19 protein-coding genes are annotated in these 18,084 nt (G+C 35.6%); 4 read left to right on the top strand and 15 right to left on the bottom strand.

Annotation, left to right across the window (positions count from 1 at the left end; genetic code table 11):
- The first annotated feature begins 39 nt into the window (after positions 1 to 39).
- The 3 genes from BLT30_RS13140 to BLT30_RS13125 all read left to right on the top strand — a co-directional run bounded on the left by BLT30_RS13140 (position 40) and on the right by BLT30_RS13125 (position 4,681).
- Positions 40 to 3,138: an efflux RND transporter permease subunit gene (locus BLT30_RS13140; protein ID WP_089873996.1), complete on the top strand. Its 3,099-nt coding sequence runs from the start codon at positions 40 to 42 to the stop codon at positions 3,136 to 3,138.
- A gap of 493 nt (positions 3,139 to 3,631) precedes the next feature.
- The gene (locus BLT30_RS13130) at positions 3,632 to 4,252 is read left to right on the top strand and encodes a peptide deformylase (RefSeq protein WP_089873995.1); all 621 of its coding nucleotides are present in this window, start codon (positions 3,632 to 3,634) and stop codon (positions 4,250 to 4,252) included.
- An 84-nt stretch (positions 4,253 to 4,336) separates the two neighbouring features.
- A complete protein-coding gene (locus tag BLT30_RS13125; protein WP_089873994.1) occupies positions 4,337 to 4,681 on the top strand; it encodes a phage holin family protein in 345 nt (114 codons plus the stop codon).
- 134 nt (positions 4,682 to 4,815) lie between these two features.
- Here BLT30_RS13125 and BLT30_RS13120 read toward each other — a convergent pair whose 3' ends face one another.
- On the bottom strand, positions 4,816 to 5,403 hold the full coding sequence (locus BLT30_RS13120) for a Crp/Fnr family transcriptional regulator (protein WP_089873993.1): 588 nt from the start codon (positions 5,401 to 5,403) through the stop codon (positions 4,816 to 4,818).
- A 137-nt stretch (positions 5,404 to 5,540) separates the two neighbouring features.
- On the opposite strand from BLT30_RS13120, the gene BLT30_RS13115 reads away from it, so the two are divergent.
- A complete protein-coding gene (locus tag BLT30_RS13115; protein WP_089873992.1) occupies positions 5,541 to 6,434 on the top strand; it encodes an SDR family oxidoreductase in 894 nt (297 codons plus the stop codon).
- Positions 6,435 to 6,478: 44 nt separating this feature from the next.
- Here BLT30_RS13115 and trpA read toward each other — a convergent pair whose 3' ends face one another.
- The 14 genes from trpA to BLT30_RS13045 form a co-directional block, all read right to left on the bottom strand.
- On the bottom strand, positions 6,479 to 7,213 hold the full coding sequence (trpA, locus tag BLT30_RS13110) for a tryptophan synthase subunit alpha (protein WP_089873991.1): 735 nt from the start codon (positions 7,211 to 7,213) through the stop codon (positions 6,479 to 6,481).
- Complete coding sequence (locus tag BLT30_RS13105) at positions 7,210 to 7,872, bottom strand: glycohydrolase toxin TNT-related protein (RefSeq protein WP_089873990.1); 663 nt, start codon at positions 7,870 to 7,872, stop codon at positions 7,210 to 7,212. The genes trpA and BLT30_RS13105 overlap by 4 nt, the downstream gene beginning before the upstream one ends.
- Before the next feature lie 10 nt (positions 7,873 to 7,882).
- Entirely contained in the window at positions 7,883 to 9,061 is a 1,179-nt protein-coding gene (gene trpB / locus BLT30_RS13100) for a tryptophan synthase subunit beta (RefSeq protein WP_089873989.1), read from the bottom strand.
- 23 nt (positions 9,062 to 9,084) lie between these two features.
- A complete protein-coding gene (locus BLT30_RS13095; protein ID WP_089873988.1) occupies positions 9,085 to 9,618 on the bottom strand; it encodes a hypothetical protein in 534 nt (177 codons plus the stop codon).
- A gap of 8 nt (positions 9,619 to 9,626) precedes the next feature.
- Positions 9,627 to 10,094: an OsmC family protein gene (locus BLT30_RS13090; RefSeq protein ID WP_089873987.1), complete on the bottom strand. Its 468-nt coding sequence runs from the start codon at positions 10,092 to 10,094 to the stop codon at positions 9,627 to 9,629.
- Complete coding sequence (locus BLT30_RS13085; RefSeq protein WP_089873986.1) at positions 10,075 to 10,734, bottom strand: phosphoribosylanthranilate isomerase; 660 nt, start codon at positions 10,732 to 10,734, stop codon at positions 10,075 to 10,077. The genes BLT30_RS13090 and BLT30_RS13085 overlap by 20 nt, the downstream gene beginning before the upstream one ends.
- A gap of 10 nt (positions 10,735 to 10,744) precedes the next feature.
- Positions 10,745 to 11,245, bottom strand: coding sequence for a hypothetical protein (locus BLT30_RS13080; RefSeq protein ID WP_089873985.1), 501 nt, complete (start codon positions 11,243 to 11,245; stop codon positions 10,745 to 10,747).
- Between the two features lie 16 nt (positions 11,246 to 11,261).
- Positions 11,262 to 12,041 carry an indole-3-glycerol phosphate synthase TrpC gene (gene trpC / locus BLT30_RS13075; RefSeq protein ID WP_089873984.1) on the bottom strand — a complete coding sequence of 260 codons (780 nt, stop codon included), beginning with the start codon at positions 12,039 to 12,041 and terminating at the stop codon, positions 11,262 to 11,264.
- A gap of 113 nt (positions 12,042 to 12,154) precedes the next feature.
- Positions 12,155 to 12,463, bottom strand: coding sequence for a GIY-YIG nuclease family protein (locus BLT30_RS13070; protein ID WP_089873983.1), 309 nt, complete (start codon positions 12,461 to 12,463; stop codon positions 12,155 to 12,157).
- A gap of 59 nt (positions 12,464 to 12,522) precedes the next feature.
- Positions 12,523 to 13,509 (bottom strand): anthranilate phosphoribosyltransferase, encoded by a 987-nt coding sequence (trpD, locus tag BLT30_RS13065; RefSeq protein ID WP_089873982.1) that lies wholly within the window; start codon positions 13,507 to 13,509, stop codon positions 12,523 to 12,525.
- Between the two features lie 52 nt (positions 13,510 to 13,561).
- Positions 13,562 to 14,155, bottom strand: a complete 594-nt coding sequence (locus BLT30_RS13060; RefSeq protein ID WP_089873981.1) for an anthranilate synthase component II — start codon at positions 14,153 to 14,155, stop codon at positions 13,562 to 13,564.
- Positions 14,136 to 14,690: an RBBP9/YdeN family alpha/beta hydrolase gene (locus BLT30_RS13055; RefSeq protein ID WP_089873980.1), complete on the bottom strand. Its 555-nt coding sequence runs from the start codon at positions 14,688 to 14,690 to the stop codon at positions 14,136 to 14,138. Before BLT30_RS13055 ends, BLT30_RS13060 begins: the two co-directional genes overlap by 20 nt.
- A 3-nt stretch (positions 14,691 to 14,693) precedes the next feature.
- The gene (locus BLT30_RS13050; RefSeq protein WP_175487189.1) at positions 14,694 to 16,112 is read right to left on the bottom strand and encodes an anthranilate synthase component I family protein; all 1,419 of its coding nucleotides are present in this window, start codon (positions 16,110 to 16,112) and stop codon (positions 14,694 to 14,696) included.
- Between the two features lie 318 nt (positions 16,113 to 16,430).
- Entirely contained in the window at positions 16,431 to 17,981 is a 1,551-nt protein-coding gene (locus tag BLT30_RS13045; protein ID WP_139166662.1) for a T9SS-dependent choice-of-anchor J family protein, read from the bottom strand.
- Positions 17,982 to 18,084 lie beyond the last annotated feature (103 nt).

Genomic DNA, 18,084 nt, shown 5'->3' with positions numbered 1-18,084 from the left:
TTTAATAACCACAGTATTATCTGTGATTAAATATAAAATATGAACAAATTCATCAAAAATATCATAGCATTCTCGCTCAAGAACAAAGCTTTCACATTCATTTGGGTATCGATTTTGGCGGTCGCGGGATTCATCAGTTTCAAGAATATGCCGATTGAAGCATTTCCCGATGTTACCAATACCCAAATCGTCATCATCACCCAATGGAACGGGAGAAGCGCCGAAGAAGTAGAACGTTTCGTTACCACACCAATAGAGCTGGCAATGAGTCCGGTTCAGAAGAAAACCAGTGTCCGAAGTACCACAATGTTTGGACTTTCCATTGTCAAAATATTATTTGAAGACGGCGTGGATGACATCTTCGCCCGAAACATGGTCAATAATCAGCTAAGGACTGTAAGCTTACCGGAAGGTATTGACCCGGAAGTTCAGCCACCTTATGGACCAACAGGAGAAATTTTTCGATATACATTGGAAAGTAAAGGCCGAGATTCAAGAGACCTTTTAACATTACAGACTTGGGTTGTTGATAGAGCACTTCGAAGTGTTCCCGGCGTTGCCGATATCAATGTTTTCGGAGGTCAGGATAAAGTTTTTGAATTGAGTATCGACCCAAGAAAATTAGACAAATACAATCTTACACCTTCCGAAGTTCTGGATGCTGTAACCAACAGTAACCTGAATGTCGGTGGTGATGTTATCGAGAAAAGCGGACAAGCTTATGTCGTTCGTGGAATTGGTCTGGTAAAATCGATTTCGGATATAGAAAATATTACGGTTCATAGTGACGGTGGAAACCCGATTCTGGTAAAATATGTAGCCGATGTTCACGAAGGTTCTCTGCCGAGGGTTGGTCAGGCTTCATTGGATAACGAAAAAGATACAGTTGAAGGAATCGTAGTAATGCGAAAAGGCGAAAATGCACAAGAAGTGCTTCTTGCTGTAAAAGCCAAAATCGATGAGCTGAACAACAAGATTCTTCCGAAAGATGTGAAGATGAAAACCTTCTATGACCGTCAGAATTTAATGGATTTTACCACCAAAACGGTAATGCATAACCTTTTGGAAGGGATTATTCTTGTAACGGTTATCGTTCTGATTTTTATGGCAGATTGGCGAACCACTTTGATTGTTTCTATCATCATTCCATTATCATTGCTATTTGCATTTTTCTGTCTCAGAATGGCAGGAATGAGCGCTAACTTATTGTCATTAGGAGCAGTCGATTTTGGAATTATCATAGACGGCGCTGTCGTAATGGTCGAAGGATTATTCGTAATGCTTGACCACAAAGCCCACAAATACGGAATGGAACGTTTCAACAAAATGGCAAAAGCCGGTTGGATAAAACAAACCGGAACCGGACTCGGAAAAGCGATTTTCTTCTCAAAACTGATTATCATTACATCACTTTTACCAATCTTTTCTTTCCAGAAAGTAGAAGGTAAAATGTTCTCTCCATTAGCATTTACACTAGGATTTGCATTGTTAGGTGCATTGATTTTTACACTGACCTTAGTTCCGGTAATGTCGCATTTACTATTAAAGAAAAATGTAAGAGAAAAGAACAACCCATTTGTGAATTTCTGGGATAAGAGTGTAATGAAAGGTTTCAAATTCACTTTTAGAAATAAGAAAATAAGTCTTCTGGTTTCAACTGTAATCTTAGCTATTACACTATTCTCTGCCAAATTCCTGGGAACAGAATTCCTTCCTCAATTGAATGAAGGTTCACTTTGGATAACTGCAGAAATGCCGATGAGTTCATCGCTTAAAGAATCTCTGAAAACGGCTGACGTTCTCAAAAAAGATATAATGAGTTTCTCAGAAGTAACGGGCGTTCTGGCGCAAACCGGTAGAAGTAATGACGGAACCGACCCGAACGGTTTTGGTTTCGTACAGTTTGCCGTAAGTCTGAAACCAAGAGAAGAATGGAAAAGAAAAATCACTTATGATGAACTAGTGGGAGAGATTGATAAAAAGCTGAAGAATTATCAGGGAATCACCTTCAACTATTCTCAACCGATTTCCGATAATGTTGCTGAGGCTGTTGCAGGTTTCAAAGCAGAGAACGGAATCAAAATATACGGAGACAATCTTCATACGTTGGATAGATTGGCGGAAGAAGTTCTGGCTTCTATTAAGGATGTGGACGGAGTAAAAGAACCTGGAATCATAAAAAATATTGGACAGCCGGAAATAAGTGTAGTTCTTGACAGAAACAAAATGGCCGCTTATGGGGTTTTGCCAGCTGATGCACAAGCGGTTTTGGAAATGGCATTCGGTGGAAAAACAGCGTCTGAGATGTTTGATGGCGAAAGGAAATTCCCAATCCGTCTTCGTTATGCGGAAGATTACAGAAAAAATGAAGAAGACATCGCTTCTCTGATGGTTCCAACGCAGGATGGCGCCAAGATTCCGTTGAAGGAAATCAGTACGATTGAAAAAGAAAATGGTGCTGCGTTTATTTACCGAGATGATATCAAACGTTATATCGGGGTTAAGTTTTCGATTCGCGACCGTGACCTTGGAGGAACGATTGCCGATGCTCAGAAGAAAGTGGCTAAAATTAAATTGCCGGACGGTTACTCGATTGGATGGACTGGACAGTTTGAAAATCAGCAGCGTGCGACACAACGATTAGCTCAGGTGGTTCCTATCAGTATCCTGGGGATTTTCTTCCTCTTGTTCATTTTGTTTGGGAATATGAAGGATTCACTTTTGGTATTGGCTAATGTTCCTTTTGCTTTGATCGGTGCTATCATTGCACTTCATTTGACGCATATGAATTTCGGGATTTCTGCAGGAGTCGGGATGATTGCCTTGATTGGGATTTGCATCCAGAACGGTGTGATTCTGATTTCGGAGTTTCATCAGAATGTAAAGAATGGCTTATCTCTGGATACATCGATAATGGAAGGCGTGAAAGTGAGGACCAGACCGGTCGTGATGACGGCTTTGATGGCTTCGATTGGTTTGCTTCCGGCTGCATTGTCTACGGGAATTGGTTCTGAATCTCAGAAACCTTTGGCGATTGTGATTATTGGTGGACTGATTACCGCAACTGTTTTGACGCTTCTTATTTTCCCGATTATTTTCTGGATTTTTAACAGAAGAAAGAATGAGGTTATTAGCTAACACTTCGAGAGCCTCTGGATGACAGTTAAAATGCGAGATGTTTAATCAGAATTTGTCAGACCGAGGCTCTCGAAGCCATATAGAAAATTGAGTTATAGTTGTTACATTTTCTCTCTATTATTTGCGTTCCTCTAGGATTTTTCCAGAGGAACGTTTTGTTTGTCCTGAAGAAATTCAAAAAAGGTCTTGATGTTTTGATAAAAACAACTTGACCTTTTTGTGAAAACACCAAGTTGTTTTTAATGCCTTGTGCAAACGCTCTGTTCATCGGACTTTGCAAAGGTCATTTTTTGAATTTTTAATTAACTTCAATTTGGTTGAAAAGTTGATTCGGATTTGTCGGTTTCTGTTGAGCGAAGCGCACCCCGGCCTGAGTGGAGCTCTTTTTGTTTTTCTTTGGAAAAACAAAAAAGCGGGAACGGAGGACGGATAAAGGTGCCCAAATCATAAAAGTCATTGCTCAAATTCTTATCTTTGATATTAAAATTAAACAATGCGGAATTTTACTTTCCTTTTATTGCTTCTGATAGGCTTTTACGGGTTTTCTCAAAAATTTTCTAAAGAAGAAAAAGCACTCATCCTGGCAGGCGACGTGAAGACGGCACTGCCAATCTACCAAACGGATAACGAAGAGCAACACAAGGTTCTGCTGGCGCAATCAGAAGAGATCTCTCCAAAAGATAAAATACTGCCGATCTTGATTGAAAGAATGAGATTGGCTTTGGCTGGAACTGGCGGTGGTGTGGGGATTGCTGCGCCTCAGGTTGGGATCAACAGGAGAGTGGTTTTGGTTCAACGCTTTGATAAAACAGGACTTCCTGTGGAATATTTTATCAATCCGACAATCGTTTGGCGTTCGGAACTACTGAACAAAGGTCCGGAAGGCGACCTTTCCATCGAGAATTTTCGCGATGCTTTCTACAGAAGTTATGTCATCCGTCTGGAATATTATGACCTAGAAAACAAGAAACACAACGAGATGGTGGAAGGTTTCACTGCTGTGATTTTCCAGCACGAGATAGACCACCTGTCAGGAATTTTGATACCGGATAAACTGGAAAAAGAAAAGGGATCACAGTACAAAGAAATAAAAGTTTACCAGAGATCTAAATAATTAATCAGTCAAAAAACCAATTGCCAAAAATCAGTTAGGTCTGGTTTTTGAATAGAAAATGCCAATCAATAAAACCATACAACTATGAACTTTATTATCCGTTTGCTGATAACCGCCATTTCAGCATTTTTACTCAGCAAGATCCTTTCAGGTGTACATTTTGAAAGCTTTGGTGCTACTATTATTTTCGCTATCGTTTTGGGAATCCTAAACGTATTCGTCAAACCGATCCTATCGATTCTGTCATTGCCAATTACGATTATCACATTAGGATTATTTTCCTTCGTTATCAATGCATTGATGATTCTTTTGACCGATTATTTTATGGACAGTATGCAAGTGGATGGCTTCCTTTGGGCATTGCTCTTCAGTATTTTGCTATCACTGGTGACATCAGCTTTCTCAACAATATTTGAAAGCAACGATTAAAAAACAGAAAGAGTTTCAATTTCTTGAAACTCTTTTTTATTGGGCTTTTATCTCTCGTAGATTTAATTAAGCGGATCAAAGAATTTGCTCAGTTAGCTAAATCTGCGAGAATTTTTTATGTATATCTTTTATCTTTACAAAACCGTTTTCAGAATATTCCTTCGGACACGTGACAAGGTCTCTCTGGAAAGTCCTAAATAAGAAGCCACCATATGCAAAGGAACTCTATTGAAGATATCAGGATAAGTATTGATAAAATCCAGATATTTCTCTTCCGGACTGCTGCTGATGTTCATCAAGAGGCGTCTGTGGATTTCCATTGATTTTCTTGTCAGGATGTTTTCTACAAAAATATTAAGTTCAGGAATTTGTTCTCTCAGTTCGGCAAAATCTTCAAGATTGAAAGTAAAAATTTCTGAGGCTTCCATTGCTTCGATGTTGAGTTTTGAAGGCGTGCTGTTATAAAAACTTTCGGGGTCGGTTGTCCAGGACATTTCATTCACGAACTGGAGAATATGTTCGTTGCCATCTTCCGAAGTAGAATAAGTACGCAAAAGTCCTTTTGCAACAAAGATTTTCAAATTGCAAACATCACCTTGTTTACAGACGATTTCCTTACGTTGAAGTTTTATCAATTGACTTTTATATAAGATGAAATTGAACTTTTCATCTGTGAAATCGGGAAGAACTTTATGAAAGTAATTTTTAAGAATCTCTGACATTTTCAAAACTGAAATTATATTTAAAATTAATTCTTTTTATTGAATTAATATAAAAATTGCGTCAAATGACCTCGTTTTTGCTATTGATTCAAAGCTAAATTTGTATTAGAAATTTTAAAAAAAACAAAATTAAAAATATGAAAGTATTTGTAACCGGAGCTTCAGGATTTGTAGGCTCAGCAGTCGTAAAAGAATTGTTAGCAAATGGCCATCAGGTAGTTGGATTGGCGCGTTCAGAGGAATCTGCAAAGTCTGTGAGAGAAGCAGGAGCAGAAGTTTTGATGGGAGATTTAGACAGTCTTGATATTTTACAAAAAGGCGCAAGAGAAGCGGATGGCATAATTCACACGGCTTTTATCCACGATTTTTCAGATTATCAAAGCAATGCGATTAAAGACCAGAAAGCAATCGAAGCAATGGGAGAAGTTTTGAAAGGAACCGATAAACCAATTGTTGTAACTGGCGGAACTTTAGGATTACCATTGATTGATGGAAAAATTACGGAAGAAAGTAAAGCACCAGCAGAATCAATTAGATTCTCCGAAAAAGCCTTTCTGGATTTGTCCGAATCTGGAATTAATGCATCAATCGTTCGTCTTTCACCAAGTGTTTACGGAAATTCAGAACTTGGTTTCAAAGGTGGTTTTGGTGTAATGCTGGCAGAAATGGCTAAAGCTAAAGGATTTTCAGCATATATCGGTGACGGAAGTAATGTTTGGCCAACTGTTCATCGTTTAGACGCAGCGAAGTTATTTCGATTAGCTCTTGAAAAAGGTGAAAAAGGAGCGAGATATAATGCTGTAAATAATGATAAACAATTGTCAATGAAAGAATTTGCAGAATTGATTGGTGAAAAACTTGATATTCCCGTAAAATCTTTATCTGCGGAAGAAGCTCCAGAATATTTTACTTGGATGACGTTTTTTGTTGGTACAAATTGTCCGGCGACAAGTTTGCAGACTCAGGAAGCATTAGGATGGAATCCTACTGGGAAAAGTTTTGTTGAGGAATTGAATCAATATTTCTTCTAAAAAAATAAAAGCAGTCTTACTTTTTAAGTAAGGCTGCTTTTTTATTAATTCTTTACACTTTTAATAAAGTTCTCTGATTTTGCTTCCCAATCTTTATTCTCAAGAAGAATCTTCACAAAAGCGGTTCCGATAATGCCGCCTTGTGCTTTCTCGGTCACATTCTCAAAATCCGATTTATCTTTGATTCCAAATCCGATGAAAACTGGATTTTTCAAATCTAAAGAAGCCAATCTGTCAAGATAATTCTCATTTTTTAAAACTGCATTTTCGTTTCCCGTTGTTGAAGAAGAACTGACTGCATATAAAAATCCCGAACTCAAAGAGTCCAGATATTTGATACGCTCTTCCGAAGTTTCGGGCGTTACTAGGAAAGTGAAATTCAGATTGTATTTCTTTAGAATTTCTCCGTATTTATTTTCAAATTCAATAGGAGGCAAATCAGGAATAATCAATCCTGAAACGCTGACCTCTGCACATTTCTGACAAAAGTTTTCAAACCCAAATTGAAGAACAGGATTCAGATAACCCATTAATATTTTAGGAATCGTAACAGAATCTTTGATCTCTGCCAATTGTTCGAATAGTTTTTTGATAGACATTCCGTTTCTCAAAGCCAAAGAATGCGCATCCTGAATTACTGGCCCATCCGCAACAGGGTCAGAATAAGGAATGCCAATCTCCATCATATTAGCTCCCGATTCCTGAATTAGCTTGGCAATTTTTCCAGTATCTTCCAAAGATGGAATCCCTGCTGTGAAATATATGTTTAGTTTTTTCATATTTTTTTTGCTAAATGTATTCCTCCAATTTTATAAGCTAAATCTATTGGAATTATTTTTTGATTTAAATAAAAATTATTGTCCTGATACTTTACAATCCTTTCATCAACTAGAAAAATATAATATTCTCGGTCGTTCAGATTATGAAAACTATCATCTGTTATATCTTCAATATTGAGGTATTGGATGATGTTACGTTTCTCCAAATCTTGAATTTCCAAACGATTTTCATTTTCTGTAAAGCAGAACTTGGTTCCTAATCCAGGCATTCCAAACCAAGGCATTGCTTGTGCAGATTGCATTTGTATAGTTTGGCTTTCTCCAACAATGATAAAGTATTTTACAGGCATTTTTTCAAAATGAGGAGGAAGTGATTTTTTCTCGAAAGTTTCTTCTGCATTCCAAAAGAAAACAGTTTGATTTTCTCTTTCAGGATGATGGATATCTAATTGTTCAACATTGTCAGACAAATAATGTGAATATAATTGTCCTACAAATAAAGGAATTGTTGACTGCACAATTTTTTCGCTCAAATCTGGTGATAAGCTTCTTATTTCCTTATAGAAAGTTTCATTGTCAGCTGAAACAAGAATTTCACCTTTTCGTAAAGTTTCCTTTTTATCTTTGTTAAAGATATTATTAATGAATTTTTTGAACATAATTTATAGATTATAAATGTTTCAAATAAGTCTCCATATCCTTATCGCCACGACCAGAAAGGCAAATCACGACAATATCATCTTTTTCAAATTTCTTTTTGTCCAGAACTGCCAAAGCATGTGCGCTTTCCAAAGCTGGGATAATACCTTCAATTTTTGTCAGTTCAAAAGCCGATTTCAAAGCTTCGTCATCATTAATACTGAAAAATTCTGCTCTTTTTTGGTTGAAAAGATTGGCGTGCATCGGACCAATTCCCGGATAGTCCAAACCAGCAGAAATAGAATGCGGTTCAATCACTTGTCCATCTTCTGTCTGCATTACCAAACTTTGACTTCCGTGCAAAATTCCTAAAGTTCCAAGAAAAGTAGTCGCAGCAGATTTCCCTGAATCAACGCCAAAACCACCAGCTTCCGCTGCAATGATTTTTACACTTTCTTCATTTACGTAATGATAAAAAGTTCCTGCTGCATTACTTCCGCCGCCAACGCAGGCAATCACATAATCAGGATTTTCTCTACCGATTTTTTCGTTCAGTTGTTCTTTGATTTCTTTCGAAATAATACTCTGAAATCTCGCTACCAAATCCGGAAATGGATGCGGACCAACCACACTTCCGATAATATAATGCGTCGTAGAAGGATTATTGATCCAATCTCGCAAAGCTTCATTCACAGCATCTTTCAATGTTTTTGAACCGGATGTTGCAGGAATTACAGTTGCACCAAGCATTTTCATTCGGGCAACATTTGGCGATTGTCTTTGGATGTCGATTTCGCCCATATAAACTATGCATTCCAAGCCTAACAAAGCACAAGCTGTTGCCGTTGCGACGCCGTGTTGTCCGGCTCCGGTTTCTGCAATGATTCTGTGTTTTCCTAATTTTTTAGCCAATAAAGCTTGTCCTAAAGCATTGTTGATCTTGTGCGCTCCGGTGTGATTCAAATCTTCTCTTTTCAGATAGATTTGAGTCTGATATTTTTTGCTCAGATTTTTTGCGAAATAGAGTGGAGTAGCACGCCCGACATAGTTTTTCAGCAAATCCTGAAATTCATTTTGGAATTCTTCAGATTCGATGATCTGTAAATATTTTTCCTGTAATTCTGCAACGTTCGGATACAGCATTTCTGGAACGAAAGCGCCTCCGAAATCGCCGTAATAACCGTTTTTATCTGGGGTTTGAAAGTTCATTTATTTTTAAGTTTTCTAAATCGTTATATTAAAATTGCTTTATTCTGTTCATTCAGATTTTGCAAAATATTGATGTTTTCTTCAGAAGTATTGATGATTAAAATATCATCGTCGTCAGAATCTATCCATTCATTATTTTCAAATTCTGTTATGAAAATTCCCTTTCCATACAGGATTTTTATGTTATTTTTTTCATAGAATTGTCTTAAATCCATTTTGCAAAAACCTATGGTTTCAATTTTTCTTTCAGTTAGATTCGCTACTATTTTATTAAGCAAAAAACTACCATATCCTTTCATTTTTTCTATAGAAACAAATCCTACAAATTCAGCAAAGTTGTACAGATTCTTTTGGATTTCAAGTTTAAAATCAAAATTGATTCTTGCCAACGAAACAATTTTGCTATCAATTTCTAAAAGATGAAATTCAGAATTTTGAAATTTTATTTTAAAACTCGAAGCATCTAAATCAAGCCAATTTTCTATTTCCCAAGATTTCAAAATTAACTCAATTTCTTTGTCTGATAAATCTTTTGAGCGTTTAACAGAATATCGCATTTTCAAACTTATTTTGCTGTTATTTCTGGCTGATGCTCCACTTCAAAGTTCAAAGAATTGGCAATGAAACAATATTCATTCGCTTTCTGATGAAGTTCAACCGCTTTTTCAATCATTTCTTTTTCAGCAACAATAATCTTTGGTTTTAAAGTAATTTCACTGAATTTTCCACTTCCGTTTTCATTCTCAACCATTGTTCCTTCTGCAAAATCTTCATATTCCAAAACCAAAATTTTGTTCACAGAACAAAGATGAAGATACCACAATAGATGACACGAAGAAACCGAAGCCAACAACAGATCTTCAGGATTGTGAAGTTCTGGATTTCCTAAAAATGCTGGGTCTGATGAACCTAAAATATCACTTTTCCCATCAACTGAAATCGTATAATTTCTTTGATATGAACGATAGTTTTTTGTGGATTCGCCGGTGTTTCCAGTCCAGACTATTTTACTTTTATATTGATGATGTTTCATTTTTTATTAATAATAAAAATTCTTTTACTTTTTCTAAATCTTTTTTTCCCGGCTCGATTTCAAATTTTGAATTAATATCAAGAGAAAATGGTTGATAATTGAGGGTTGATAGTTGATGGATATTTTCGGTTGAAATTCCACCACTTAAAAAATATGGAAATGGAATTTCTATTTCATTCAAGATATTCCAGTCAAAGGTTTTTCCTGTTCCGCCAAATGCTTTGGAATCTGTGTCGAATAGGATATAATCGATGGTTGATGGTTGATGGTTGATGGTTTTTTGCAATTCATCAGGAGTTTGATTTCCTATTCTAATGACTTTTATAATCTTAATGTTCTCACCTATTATTTCTCTTAGGCGCAATATGAATTTATCATCTTCATTACCGTGTAATTGAATGATATCAAGTTGAGCTTCCGAAGCAACTTCAACAATTCCTTTAACACTTTCATTCACAAAAACGCCAACTTTCCTCTGATGATTGATTTCAGAAATCTGCTTTAAACTCAAATGATCCAGAACATATCTCGGAGATTTTTCATAGAATATAAATCCCAAGAAATCAACATCCAAATTAATCAGTTCCTGAATCTGATCAAGTTTTGTTAATCCGCAAACTTTTAGTTTTAGTTGAGTCATAAATTCATTATTAATAAAGAGTGTTTTTCGGATTTGAGCATTTCAAATCGAATTGTTGACAGATCTTGATAATCTCATCTGTATTTTTTTTATACACCAAGAATAGTGTCAGATCATCACCAAAACTTTTTCCAATTTCAAGAATTTCTTCGTTGCTTTCGGACAAAATATCATCTAACCAGATAAAGTATTCTTTGGCAGTCATTTTTTTGTCAAAAGGAAACTCGGGTAAGTCCTCAATAATATCACTGATTTGGTCGTGTATTTCATCTATTTTATCACCAATTATTACTATTTCATTAATTTCCAACGGAATTATATAGTCCAATGAAAGCGGATTGATCTCGTTCTCCTCATAAAGCCATAATAGGTCATTTTTTTCAGCGTAGTCATATGGATGATGAATTGCATGACCCAAATTAGATACAATATCGTTTAAATGTTCTACTTCATAACCTTCGGTTATTAGTTCCACCAACTTTTTAATATTCTCACTTCTTTTATTTTCCATAGCAATTATTGAATAATTAAATTCTCATTTTTGAAACAAATTCTCCGAATTTCTCTCCAGGATTTTCATTCTTCATAAAATATTCGCCCATCAAAAATCCATCAAAACCTTTTTCTTTCAGGAATATGAAATCTTCTTCATTGTAAATTCCGCTTTCTGCTATTGAGAAAATATCTTTTGGAAGTTGATTTTTCAAATCTACTGAATGTTGCAGGTCTACTTTGAAATCTTTCAAATTTCGATTGTTGATTCCAACAAAATCAACATTTTTATTAATATGTTTTAATTCTTCTTCAGAATGGATCTCCAGTAAGACTTCGAGATCTAAAGAATGTGCTAATTCTGTAAATTCCGAGACCTGAGTTGGCGAAAGACAAGAAGCGATCAGCAAAACAACGTCTGCTCCAATTGATTTTGCCTCATAGAATTGATATTCATCAATCATAAAATCTTTTCTCAAAATCGGGATATTAATGTGATTTCTGACACTCAAAATATCTTCAAAACTTCCACCAAAAAAATATTTATCTGTCAAAATAGAAACCGCACTTGCTCCGAATTTTTCATATTGGGAAACAACTTCCAAAGGTGAAACTTTATTGTTGATAATGCCTTTGCTCGGTGATTGTCTTTTGAATTCGGTAATGATTCCGGATTTAGATTTCAAAGTTTTTTTCAGGGAAAGAGTTGGTCTTCCGAAAAACTCCGAATCTTTCAGTTGTTCAATGGAAATTTTGGATTTTGCTTCTGTAACTTCCTGTTTTTTTCGTTCTATGATTTTATCGAGAATGTTCATTTTGTTTATTTTTTGGATTTTGTCATTCAGAGCGAAACGTAGTATAGCGAAGAATCTTTTTAGATTTTACACTTTGTTCGAAATGAAATTATATTGACATTTTTATTAGAAATTTATTCAATTTTATCATTCCAAAAATCCCAATTAGGATTAATATTGTTAATGAGATTTTCTTTCTTCATTCTTGAATAACCTTTTATTTGTTTTTCTCTTGCAATTGCTTGGTCTACATCTTGGAAAAATTCGTAATAAATTAAAAAGAAGCATTTATATTTATAAGTGAAGTGATTAGTATGAGATTCAGGATTAATATGCCAAAACAATCTGCCTTTCAAATCATTAGTTATTCCTGTATAAAGAACTGTTTTGTTCTTATTTGTCAGTATATAAACGTAATAATTATGTGTTCCTAAAGTTTTCATATTTTATTTAAAAGATTCTTCACTCCGCGATGCTACGTTCTGAATGACAAACTTTAAAGTTATTTAATAATACTTTTTAAGCAATTCAACGCCTTTCCACTTTCCAGACTTTCCTTTGCTAACTCAAGACAATCGTCATAACTTCCATATTTTCCAGTATTTTCCAAAGCAATAGAGGCATTAACAAGAACTACTGAATTTTGTTCTTCGGTTCCATTACCTTCCAAAATATTGATAAATAATTTCGCTGCGTCTTCTTTAGTTTCACCTCCGAAAATACTTTCTGGAGATACATTTTTGAATTTCAAATCTTCTGCGGAATAGATTTTTTCTCCAATTTTGCTAAAGATTTTAGTGTCTCCAGTCAAAGAAATTTCGTCATAACCATCCAAAGCGTGAACGATCATAAACTCGCTTTTCTGCTTTTGTAAAAGATATTGATAAACGCGTGCAATTTCCAGATTCGCCACGCCAATCATAGTGAAATTTGCACGAACCGGATTAACTAAAGGCCCGAGAATATTGAAGAAAGTTTTCAGACCAAGCTGTTTTCTGAGAGGCGCAACCGATTTCAAAGCGGGATGGAACAACGGTGCATGAAGAAAACAGATATTTCCTTTTTCCAGATCGGTTTTCAAATCCTCGGAATTATCCTTGAATTTGTAACCCAATTCTTCCAAAACATTAGACGAACCAGAAATAGATGAAGCTCCATAATTGCCTTGTTTCGCAACTTTTTGTCCAGTTCCGGCAACAATAAAACTTGCTAAAGTCGAAATATTGAACGTGTTTTTTCCGTCTCCACCAGTTCCAACGATGTCAACCAAATCTTTGGTTCCCAAATCGACAGGTTTTGCCAATTGCAAAAGTGCTTCACGAAAGCCTTCGAGTTCTTCCAAAGTAATTGTTCTCATTAGGAAAACGGTGATGAACGAAATGACCTCGCTTTCGTTGAATTTATTTTGTGAAATTTCAATCAAAATGGCTTTGGCTTCGGCTTTCGTCAAAGTCTGATGATTGAAAAGATATTGTAGGATTTGTTTCATAATATTGGTCCGAAGTCATATGTCTGAAGTCGGAAGTATTTGTGCGTTATTTTTATTCTTCTGACTTCTGACTTCCAGCATTCAACTTCAAAAAGTTCTCTAAAATTTGTTTTCCATTCGGAGTCAGAATACTTTCCGGATGATACTGAACCGCGTGAACATCGTACGATTTATGTTTTAAACTCATAATCATTCCATTTTTATCAATGCTTGTGATTTCTAATTCGGCAGGAAAATCATCGGGATTCACTGCCCAAGAGTGATAGCGACCAACTTCCAAAGTTTCCGGTAAATTATTGAAAATTTTATGCTCATTGGTTTGATTGGCCTCGGTCGCAACACCGTGATAGATTTCTGAAAGATTAATCAAACTTCCGCCGAAAGCTTCCGCAATGGCTTGTTGTCCCAAACAAACTCCGAAAATAGATTTTGTAGGGGCATATTTTTTTATCACATCTAATAAAATCCCTGCTTCCTCGGGAATTCCGGGACCAGGAGAAAGAATGATTTTATCATATTTTTCGATGTCTTCCAATGGGATTTGGTCATTTCTGTAAACATCTACTTTTTCGCCAACAATCTGCTCAATGATTTGAACAAGATTGTAAGTGAAGCTATCGTAATTATCAAAGACTAAGATTTTCATTTTCAAATTTTTTTAACATTTCTAAACCCTCTTTCCATTCTCCAAACCCGGAATCAGCATTGATATGTCCTGCATTTCCAATGTTTATAAATTCACTTCCCCAATTCTCAGCCAAAAATTTCGCTTTTTCCAAACTTACCCATATATCATCAGAACTAGCGACAACTATGGATGTAAAAGGTAATTTTTCTAAAGGGATAGGAGAAAAACCTGTTGCTGGAAAAGTATAAATAGGGGATTCTATATCACTTGGAGCAACCATTAGAGCTCCTTTAATTTGTTTTTTATATTTTTCAAACCATTTTACAATTGTCGTACAACCTAAGCTATGACCTATTAAAACGACATTTGAAGTTTCAAATCTTGAAATTGTTTCTTCTATATTGTCAATCCAATCTGTACAATCTGGTGCATCCCATTCCTTTTGATTTATTCGGTGAAAATTTTCACCGAATGTTTCGAAATAACTTTGCCAATGTTTTGGCCCAGAATTTCCCAATCCGGGAATAATGAAATATTGTATTTTATTTTCCATTTTTTAAATGTTATTAGCTTTTAATATTGCTTTCTTCAGAGCACCAAGTTTGTTATTCACTTCCTGCAATTCGCTTTCAGGATTAGATTTTGCTGTGATTCCGGCTCCGGCCTGATAGAATAAAGTGTTGTTTTTACTTAAAAAAGTTCTTATCATAATCGCCTGATTACAGCTTCCGTCAAATCCAACAAACCCGATACAACCTGCGTAATAACTTCTGGAAGTTTTCTCGTGTTCATCAATCAATTGCATTGCCCGGTATTTTGGAGCGCCGCTCAAAGTTCCTTGTGGGAAAGTGGTTGCAATCATTTCGTAAGGATTTTGGTCTTCTTTGACATCGGTCACCACTTCAGAAACCATATGAATCACGTGTGAGAAAAAGTGGATTTCTTTCAATTTTGAAACCGTTGTATTTTTCCCGTGGATGCTCAAATCATTTCTTGCCAGATCCACCAACATCGTGTGTTCCGCATTTTCTTTCGGGTCTTTTTTGAGCTCTTCTGCAGATTCCAAATCTCTTTCTATGTTTCCGGTTCTTTTGAAAGTTCCTGCAATGGGATGAATAATCGCTTTTCCATTTTTGATTATCAATTGGCTTTCCGGACTGGAACCCATTAATTTGTAATCGCCGTAATCGAAAAAGAACAGGTAAGGAGAAGGGTTGATATTTCGCAAAGCACGATAAACATTGAACTCGTCACCCTGGAATTTCTGTTCAAATCTTCTGCTCAAAACCAACTGGAAAACATCGCCGCGGAAACAATGTTTCTTCGCAAATTCTACCGATTCCAAAAACTCTTTATCAGTCAGATTTGAAGTTTCTTCTGAAGTAATTTCAAACGGAAAAACGGGTGCGTTTTTTTGATTGATGATACTTTCAAGTGTAGAAAGCTCTGATTTTAAACCGTTGATTTTGTTCTCGATCAGGAACATCTCATCATTGTGATGATTGATTGCAATCACGTATTGATAAAGGCGATAACGCATCAATGGAATTTTATTTTCCTCCGATTGTTCCTTGAATTTGATATTCTCAAAAAACGGAATCGCATCATAACTTGTATATCCGAAAAATCCCTGTGCTTGCTTTCCAATCTCGTGGTTTGGTTTTTCACATTTGAAACAATTGGAGAATTCCTGCATCAAATCAGATAATTTCTCATTTTCTAAATCGATTTTCTGAGGATTTTCAAGAGGGAATTTCAATTCAGCTTCGTCATAATTTCGAATTTCTATTCCTGCGATTGCATTGACACAAATAAACGAAAACGAATTTTCAGAATTCTGATTTCCTGCGCTTTCCAGAAGAATCGTGTCACGAAACTGGTCACGAAGACGAAGATAAATTCCAATCGGCGTGTAAAGATCTGCTAAACGGGATTTAACAGAGGTTTTTATATTGATTATATTATTTAATTTCATACGATTTAATTTTTTCCTAAAATCCTTCGACTCCGTCCAGGATGACAATTTTTAAAGCTAAATTCTGTCAGACTGAGACTCTCGAAGCCTTAAAATAAAAAAGACTTCAACAAAATTTGTCAAAGTCTATTATGATTGAGTTATAGTTAGTTCACAATTTAGAACACCGATAATCCTTTCAGACCCGACAAAGAGTTTGAAAGCCACCACCAGTTTTTGTTGTTCGTTATTTTCATAAGAGCAAATTTAGAAATGATTTTTAATTCTGCAACTATTTTTTTTCAAAAATCTAAAAATTGTAACCTAACTATTTGAAAATTATTTTATAACCTTCTGACTTGTAACCGATTCGTTGGTCTCAATTTTTACCAAGTAAGAACCTTTCTGATAATTTCTGAAATCAACTTTATTGTTATTTCCTTCAACTTTTTTGATTAATTTTCCGTCGATTGCGTAGATTTCTACAGATTTAATTGTATCATCAGTCTTGATATTCAAGAAATCAACAACTGGATTTGGATAAGTTTTGATATTATTTTGATTAACATCAGTTACTGCCAAATTGCTTTTTGTGAAACTAACATTATCCAGCCTCAAAGCAGTTGTCGTAGTAACTTTTTCTGTGGTATTACCGAATCCGATATAATAGACTTGGTCGGCAGTTGCTGTGTAAGTAACTGTATGCTCACTGTATGTTTGTTGGGAAACGGTGTGTATACTTAGATTTTCAATGATGTTATTTTTGTCCGGAGCACTTGCTACAGCAACTTTCAAAATTGCTGGGTCTGCAGATTCGTTTCCAATCGACGTGTAATATTTTGCCGTAACCGTTTCGCCATTTTTCAGATAGATTGGATAAGAAAAAATCCAGTCATTTTTTCCAGCAGCAGAAGTACTTGTATTGTTATAAGCGTAACCACTTCCGTTTTGAGCAACAGCTCCATTTTCTCCCATCAACCAAGTTGTAGAAGTCCAACCGTCTGAGTCATATTCGCCATAGTTCTCAACTGTTTTTTCGAAATCATAGGAATAGGGAAGTTCTGTAGGTGTCCAAACCGATTTTGGTCCGGCCCAGCCAGAACCACAATCTGCATTTTTCAGGAAGAACTGATATCTTTTTCCAGACTGCAAATTATCAAAATTCTTAGTCGTAGAAGAAGTAATTCCTTTGGAAGATACAGTTGTATCGAATGTCGTTATACCTGTATCATAATTGTTAATTCCGCTGGTTGATGACCAATCGATTTTTACGGAGTTTGGTTTAAGGTCAGAAACTGAAAATCCATCCAATAAAGGCATTACACAATTTGCAGATTGGCTGATATACAAATCATCCAAAGCCAGATAAGTTCCGCTATTGGTATTATTAACGAAAGCTAAATAAATTGTTTTTCCTTTATAATCAGAAAGGTCCAAAGAATGACTTGCATAATCGAAAGGCTGTTCCGCATCAATCTGGGTCAATGTTGAAAAAGATTCCATATTGTCATTCGTTTCCGAAATTTTGACGGCATAAGAATCCGTGTATTCGAAATCATAAGATTTTCCTTTCCAGTAAAGCGTTGGTGTTCCTGTATTTGGAATGGTGATCGCAGGTGTGATCAACCAATCGTTGGCCTGACCTTCTGGGACGTAATAAGACGTACTGAAAGCAATTTTGTTGTCATAACCATCATAGAACTGAATCCACGCTTTCTCATTAAAATCCTGGACCTGTGCCCATTCCGGAACTGTTAATCCGTCTGCATTGATTGTTTTGAATTGTGATAAAGGTGTGCCGTTGTTGTTCTCGAAACCTGCATTGAAAACCTGCGCATTGATATTAACCACTAATGATAAGGCTAATAAACTGATAATTTTTTTATTCAATTTAATAAATTTATAGATCCAAGGCAAAATTATGTATTGTGGTTCGGATATAATAAATCAGTTTATCAAAATGTATTCAATTTATAACGATTATGAATTGATA

This window comes from Epilithonimonas hungarica (assembly GCF_900102265.1).
In the GTDB taxonomy this organism is placed as follows: domain Bacteria; phylum Bacteroidota; class Bacteroidia; order Flavobacteriales; family Weeksellaceae; genus Epilithonimonas; species Epilithonimonas hungarica.
Note: the sequence above shows the minus strand (reverse complement) of the source record. Positions and strands in the feature narration are given on the sequence as shown.